Origin of the sequence: Maccoyibacter intestinihominis (assembly GCF_040096355.1) — a bacterium.
Classification (GTDB): Bacteria; Bacillota; Clostridia; order Lachnospirales; family Lachnospiraceae; genus Maccoyibacter; species Maccoyibacter intestinihominis.
The window spans coordinates 87,089-93,802 of sequence record NZ_JBBMEX010000012.1; the positions used below are offsets into that span (position 1 = coordinate 87,089).

At 42.8% G+C, this 6,714-nt stretch carries 7 protein-coding genes; 4 read left to right on the top strand and 3 right to left on the bottom strand.

Going from position 1 to position 6,714, the window contains the following annotated elements:
- Positions 1 to 21: 21 nt before the first annotated feature.
- A complete protein-coding gene (gene proC / locus WMO43_RS11445; RefSeq protein ID WP_177963239.1) occupies positions 22 to 816 on the bottom strand; it encodes a pyrroline-5-carboxylate reductase in 795 nt (264 codons plus the stop codon).
- 201 nt (positions 817 to 1,017) lie between these two features.
- Between proC and WMO43_RS11450 the strand changes: the two genes are divergently transcribed.
- Together WMO43_RS11450 and WMO43_RS11455 are read left to right on the top strand one after the other, a co-directional pair.
- Positions 1,018 to 2,097, top strand: coding sequence for a sensor histidine kinase (locus WMO43_RS11450; RefSeq protein WP_177963240.1), 1,080 nt, complete (start codon positions 1,018 to 1,020; stop codon positions 2,095 to 2,097).
- A complete protein-coding gene (locus WMO43_RS11455) occupies positions 2,087 to 2,797 on the top strand; it encodes a response regulator (protein ID WP_353531279.1) in 711 nt (236 codons plus the stop codon). The genes WMO43_RS11450 and WMO43_RS11455 overlap by 11 nt, the downstream gene beginning before the upstream one ends.
- A gap of 623 nt (positions 2,798 to 3,420) precedes the next feature.
- Here WMO43_RS11455 and WMO43_RS11460 read toward each other — a convergent pair.
- Positions 3,421 to 4,542: a GGDEF domain-containing protein gene (locus tag WMO43_RS11460; protein ID WP_353531280.1), complete on the bottom strand. Its 1,122-nt coding sequence runs from the start codon at positions 4,540 to 4,542 to the stop codon at positions 3,421 to 3,423.
- Between the two features lie 210 nt (positions 4,543 to 4,752).
- On the opposite strand from WMO43_RS11460, the gene WMO43_RS11465 reads away from it, so the two are divergent.
- Both WMO43_RS11465 and WMO43_RS11470 read left to right on the top strand, forming a co-directional pair.
- The gene (locus WMO43_RS11465; RefSeq protein WP_177963243.1) at positions 4,753 to 5,475 is read left to right on the top strand and encodes an AzlC family ABC transporter permease; all 723 of its coding nucleotides are present in this window, start codon (positions 4,753 to 4,755) and stop codon (positions 5,473 to 5,475) included.
- Positions 5,465 to 5,773 (top strand): AzlD domain-containing protein, encoded by a 309-nt coding sequence (locus WMO43_RS11470; protein ID WP_353531281.1) that lies wholly within the window; start codon positions 5,465 to 5,467, stop codon positions 5,771 to 5,773. Before WMO43_RS11465 ends, WMO43_RS11470 begins: the two co-directional genes overlap by 11 nt.
- A 25-nt stretch (positions 5,774 to 5,798) precedes the next feature.
- Here WMO43_RS11470 and WMO43_RS11475 read toward each other — a convergent pair whose 3' ends face one another.
- Positions 5,799 to 6,539 (bottom strand): ATP-binding protein, encoded by a 741-nt coding sequence (locus tag WMO43_RS11475; protein WP_177963245.1) that lies wholly within the window; start codon positions 6,537 to 6,539, stop codon positions 5,799 to 5,801.
- Positions 6,540 to 6,714: the final 175 nt, after the last annotated feature.

Sequence of the window (6,714 nt, forward strand, 5' to 3'; positions counted from 1 at the left end):
TTCTGTTACCTGTTTCCTGCTTTACATGCTTCTGGATTTCTCAATACATGCCTCTACCGCATCCATGACGGAAGCACGGAATCCTGTCTCCTCTAATACTTTTACTGCCTGAATCGTTGTTCCTGCCGGGGAGCATACCATGTCTTTTAACTCTCCCGGATGTTTTCCGGTCTCTAATACCATCTTAGCACTTCCTAAGACTGCCTGTGCTGCAAATTCGTATGCCAACGCTCTTGGCATTCCCTCTGCAACTGCTTCGTCTGCCATTGCTTCAATAAACATAAATACATATGCCGGAGAACTTCCGCTGATGCCTACCACGGTGTCTAAAAGATTTTCCGGAACCTGATATGCTCTGCCAAAGCTGCCTAAGATCGCAGCCGCCTGTGCCTGCTCCTCTTCACTTACTAACTTGTAACAGCAGAATCCGGTACAGCCCTCACCTACCAGTGCCGGTGTATTTGGCATACAACGGACGAGTTTTAACTCTCTACCAAAATGCTCCATGATCCATTCCATGGTCTTGCCCGGTGCGATTGAGATGATCAGTGTCTCTTCACGGACTGCGCCTTTGATCTCTGCAATGACTTCCGGGAAAAACTGTGGTTTTACTGCAAGGATCAGCACATCTGCTGCCTGTGCCACTTCGAGATTATCCGTTGTAGTATGTATTCCAAATATTTTTGCCGCTTTTTGAACGGAATCCTCTGATTTGTCAGAGCCGATGATGTCCTCTGCAGAATACAGTTCTTTTTTTAAGATTCCTCCGATCATGGCACTTGCCATATTACCTAAACCAATAAATCCAATTTTCATTTTTATTCCTCCTCGTCTATGATCCTATTGTTCATTCCTATCCTTTTTGTTCCTTATCATACTAAATTCCGCTGCAAATTTCAATACTGCCGCATTTTTTGAAAATTTAACAAAATCTTAACCTTCTCCTGCTTGATGTTTATTTCACGGATTGGCATAATGGGAATTAGTACATTTTTTGATATCAGGGGACTATTACATATGAACGATTTATTTTCCGTTTTGAAAAAAAATAATTATTTTGTTACATTCTTTTTTCTTGCAGTATGCACACTTGTAGCATTTTTATTTGCGCATGTGATCCCGGGCAATTCTCCGAATATTGCACTGGTCTATATTTTAGGGCTGATCCTGATCGCAAGGCACACCGATGGCTACCGATATGGTATTTTTGCCGCACTCTTTTGTGTCATCAGCATCAACTATTTTTTTACTTATCCCTATTTTAAGTTAAATTTTACCCTGTCAGGATATCCGGTTACCTTTATCGGTATGCTGACGATCACCATTATTACCAGTGCCACCACCACCCGTTTGAAAAAACAGGCGCTTCTGATCTCAGAACGAGAAAAGGTCTTAGTGGAAGCTGACAAGGAAAAAATGAAAGCAAATCTCCTGCGGGCGATCTCCCATGATCTGCGTACTCCTTTAACGAGCATTATCGGAGCCGCTTCTTCTTATACAGAGAACTCGAACCATCTGACCGAAGAAGAGAAAACAGAACTTGTCACACAGATCAACGACGATGCGAACTGGCTTTTAAATATGGTAGAAAATCTTCTGACCGTCACACGGATACAGAACGATGAAAGCCATGTCTCCACCTCTCTTGAGGTTGTGGAAGAGGTCGTATCGGAGGCAGTACAACGGTTACGCAAACGTATCCCTCATGCTAAGATCAACGTTTCGATACCGGAGGCTTTTCTTATGGTCCCGATGGACCCGCTTTTGATCGAACAGGTCATTATGAACCTTTTAGAAAATGCCGTTATCCATTCCGAAAGCAAACAGGCGGTGGATCTTGTTGTTACGGATTCTTCGGACTCCGTAACCTTTCATGTGATCGATTACGGAAAAGGTCTTGATGAAGATAAAATTCCTTCTCTTTTTGAGGGACAGTCCGCTTCCGGTTCTTCGGACTCTCACAAGGGTATGGGCATTGGTCTTTCGATCTGTAAAACGATCATTCAGGCACACAACGGAACGATCTGTGCTTTTAATCACGAAAACGGTGCAGAGTTCTCATTCACACTTCCAAAGGAGGGTATTCATGAATCCTAAATTTTCTATTTTAATTATTGAAGATGAAACACATATTTTGAACTTTATGCGTAAGATTTTAACCAGCCATGATTATAAAGTCCTCTCTGCGAATACCGGCAAAGCAGGACTCGAGATCATCTCTTCCCAATGTCCGGATATCATCCTTTTAGATCTGGGACTTCCTGACATTGACGGTGTAGATATCATTAAGAAAGTCAGAGAGTGGTCGAGCTGCCCGATCATCGTTATTTCCGCAAGAACCTCTGAACGGGAAAAGGTGCTTGCACTGGATCTTGGTGCAGATGACTATATCACCAAACCTTTTGGTACTTCCGAACTGCTTGCAAGGATCCGTACCTCCCTACGTCACAGCAATAAGATGAATACGGATTCTCCGATGTTTATCAAGCCTTATCATGCAAAAGATCTGACGATTGATTTTTCTAAACGCCTGATCCTGCTGCATGAACAGGAGATCCACCTGACACCGATCGAATATAAGATTGTTGCCTGCCTTGCGAAAAACTCCGGCAAAGTGGTCACCTATTCTTCGATCATGTCGGATGTCTGGGGACCATATACCGATACGGACAACAAGATCCTGCGTGTAAACATGGCAAATATCCGCAGAAAATTAGAGACCAATCCTGCCGAGCCAACCTATATCTTTACGGAACTTGGCGTTGGATACAGAATGAAAGAGGATGAGTCGGAATAGTATTCCGCTCATCCTCTTTCATCTTCTTCATTCTGTTTCCATATGTACAGCCTTTATCTTTGTACATCTTTCTTTGTATTACCCAATATCTTCATTTTAAAAATAAGAGTCATAGGTGGCATAGATCATTCCCGCTGCCACAATAATGATTCCAATGATTCCTACAATATCCATATTCCGGCACACCCCTTCCTGTTATGCCTGTAATGTAATATGGAAAAATCAGTTGAGCAAGTCCTTTTGTTAAAATCTTAACGTTATCTGAACATGTGACAAAATTGTGTTAAGGAATCCTTTACTTTTTACTTATTTTGCATTTTCTCTGCTATAGTAGGGAAGATGAAAGGAGGCATACTCAAAATGCTTAATACCTTGATTTTTATATTTATGGCAATTGTTGGCGGGGTTCCGTGTGTTTTAATGCTCCTAAGTATACCGGTTCTTATCGTATGGAAACTTTACCGTAAATGTAAATATAATATATCGATGTATGATTAATTTCATACTTCTATTTCTCCAAACCAAGCATGTGCCCCAACACATGCACAACGTAAAAAGGATGTCTTAGTCATCTTCCATACTAAGGCATCCTTTTTTATGTTTTACTGCTACATTGCCTGCTGTCACTTTGGAATATATTCCTGTATCGTATAGCTGTTTCTTCCATGCTCTTTTACATAATACAGCGATTCATCTGCGGCACAGAGGATTTCCCGCCAATCATGATTCATATCCACGGTCCACACTACACCGGAAGATACTCCAATGACCTTCTCTGTTCCATCCGGCAGCAGGATCGGATTCTTTGCTAACTTCTCATAGAAAGCTGCAACATTGTGTTCCACCTGTGATAATTCCCGGAAGTTATAGCTGAAGATAAAGAACTCATCTCCCGAACGTCTTCCTACGATCGTGTTCTTTTCCGTATATTCACTGATCAGGTTACAAAAATGCTTTAAGTAGGCATCACCGGTTTCATGTCCATATCCATCATTAATACGTTTGAACTTGTCTAAGTCCACCATAATGACGACCATGTTTTTGATCGTACCGGAATTTATCAGATAATCGACCTCACGTTCAAATGCGCGGCGGTTCCAGATCCCCGTCAGCATATCTACGTCGCGTTCCTCTTCTAACTGCTCATGTACTTTTACGCTCTCCCACTTGATCTTTGCACGTTCAAATGCCGCAAAATTGCCGATGACCGCTGCTAAGATCCCATCCATCACATCATAAGCAAATTTGTCCGGTGTCTTGCTGATATAACTGCTGACAAAGAACACCGCTAAAGCAATGATGGTCACATACAGATTATAGATTGGCAGAAGATCAAAGTTCGTTGGCAAAAATACAAACAGGCTGACGATCGTAACTGCCAGCTCATTTCCGGAACCAAACGTACCTACATAGATCGATACTACATAAGCACAGATCATAAAACTGCTGATACTGATGCGTGCCTCTTTCTTCGATATTTCATCCTGCTTTTTCACTAAGTTCTGTGTATAGAGAAAAATGCAAAACATCAATATTGCTCCGATAATGCAGATCACACTTTTTCCATATACGCGGGATAACGCCAACATACAGATTGTATACAATGCTCCGATCCCGGCTATCGCAACACTTTCGTTACGGACGATCCTGACATTTTCTGCAGAAATTTTTCTCTGATATTTCTTTGCAGTTGTCTCGTCTAACCCAAGCCAGAGCCATTTCCTTAGTCTCTCTTTGTTGTCCATTTAGACCTCTTTCATCAATAGTTTTTTTATTTTTATCGTTTCGCGCTGTTTATACCAATTTTATAATGTCATTTTACCACAATCAGAGAATTAGGCAAGGGATTTCAAGGGATTCTGACATTTCCTGTAATTCTGACACTTTCCCCTAGACGAATGACCGAAAGTTTACTAAAATAGATATGAAAATTTTGTCATTAGGAGGGATTTTTCATGTCCTTAGATAACCGGACCTGGTTTCAAAAAGGTCTCAAAGACGGGATTCCAATTGCACTTGGCTATTTCGCCGTGTCTTTTACACTTGGGATCACTGCAAAAAACGCCGGGCTTACCGCATTACAGGCAATGCTCGCCAGCTTTACTTTAAATGCTTCTGCCGGAGAATTCGCAGGCTTTACACTGATCGCCGCAGGGGCCGGATATCTTGAAATTGCCATTATGGAATTTGTGGCAAATGCCAGATATCTGCTGATGTCATGTGCTCTCAGCCAGAAACTTTCACCGGACACTCCGCTGTGGCAGCGGCTTTTGATCGGTTATGATGTAACGGATGAGATTTTTGGAATCTCGATCTCCGTTCCGGGACGTTTGAACCCTTATTATACATTTGGTGCCATTGCCATCGCTGTTCCGGGATGGTCTGTCGGTACCTACCTTGGCGTATTGATGGGAAATATCCTCCCTGCAAATGTGGTAAGTGCCTTAAGCGTCGGACTATATGGTATGTTCATCGCCATCATTATCCCACCTGCAAGAAAAAGTAAAATTGTGGCAGGCGTGGTCGCAGTATCTATGGCAGCCAGCTTTGCTTTTGCCAATCTGCCTGTCATTTCCGGTATCAGCTCCGGCATCCGTACGATCATCCTGACGGTTGCCATTTCTGCTCTTGCCGCTATCCTGTTTCCGATAAAGGAGGACGATGAACATGCAGCATAATGTTTATATCTATATTTTAGTTATGGGAATTGTGACCTATCTGATCCGTGTTCTGCCACTGACTTTGATCCGCAAGGAAATTAAGAACCGTTTTATCCGTTCTTTCTTATATTATGTTCCCTATGTAACCCTTGCTGTGATGACTTTCCCTGCGATACTGGATGCGACAGGCAGTACTGCTTCCGCATTGGCTGCTTTTATTGCCGCTATCCTGATCGCCTGGTTTGGTGGCAGCCTTTTTCAGGTGGCTGTCATTGCCTGTGTGGTAGTCTTTGTCTTAGAAATGTTTATATGCTAGTGTAACGACACGCTCTGCTTTTGGACTAGTCCTCTTTGACTCTTCCATCACAGGTCAGTGTCACTACCTGCCACGGGATCATCTTTCCGCTGTTTTTCAGTGCTGTAACTGCTGCGTGTTCAATACCGCCGCAGCATGGCACTTCCATGCGGACGATCTTTACGCTCTTAATGTTATTGTTCTTAAGGATCTCTGTCAGTTTTTCGGAATAATCTACATCATCTAATTTCGGACATCCCATCAGTGTCACATGATTTTTCATATAATCCTCATGGAAGGATGCATAGGCATATGCCGCACAGTCTGCTGAGATCAAAAGGTTTGCTCCGTCAAAATACGGTGCATGGATCGGAACTAACTTAATCTGGACCGGCCACTGCGCAAGACGGCTCTCTGCCTTCTGCGGTGCCACGGATGTGCTGCTCTCATGCTCTGCTCTGTGGAACGTTTTTGCCGCACCGCCCGGACATACATGTCCTTCATGACCATGTGCATGGGAATGAGAATGGTTGTGTTCTGCTTTTTTTCTCTCTTCCATTCTTGCTTTTACGGCTGCCTCATCATAAGCTTCTGCCTCACGCTCGATAATGGAGATCGCATTGGTCGGACAGGCAGGAAGGCAGTCTCCTAAACCATCACAGTAATCGTCCTTGATCAGTCTTGCTTTTCCATCGATCATTGCGATCGCACCCTCATGACATGCGGATGCACAGGCACCACATCCATTACAAAGTTCTTCGTTAATTTCTACAATTCTTCTTACCATATCTGTAACTCCTTTATATTTGATAAACTGTTTTTTTGTTTCTGTGCGATTATCATAGCACGATACAACAAAAAAATCCGTAACATATGTTACGGATTTCAGACTGTAGACAAAGACCTCGGCATTCCGCCGAGGATTTTTCTTTGAAAGAGGCTAAAAGTCAGTATTTTCAAGA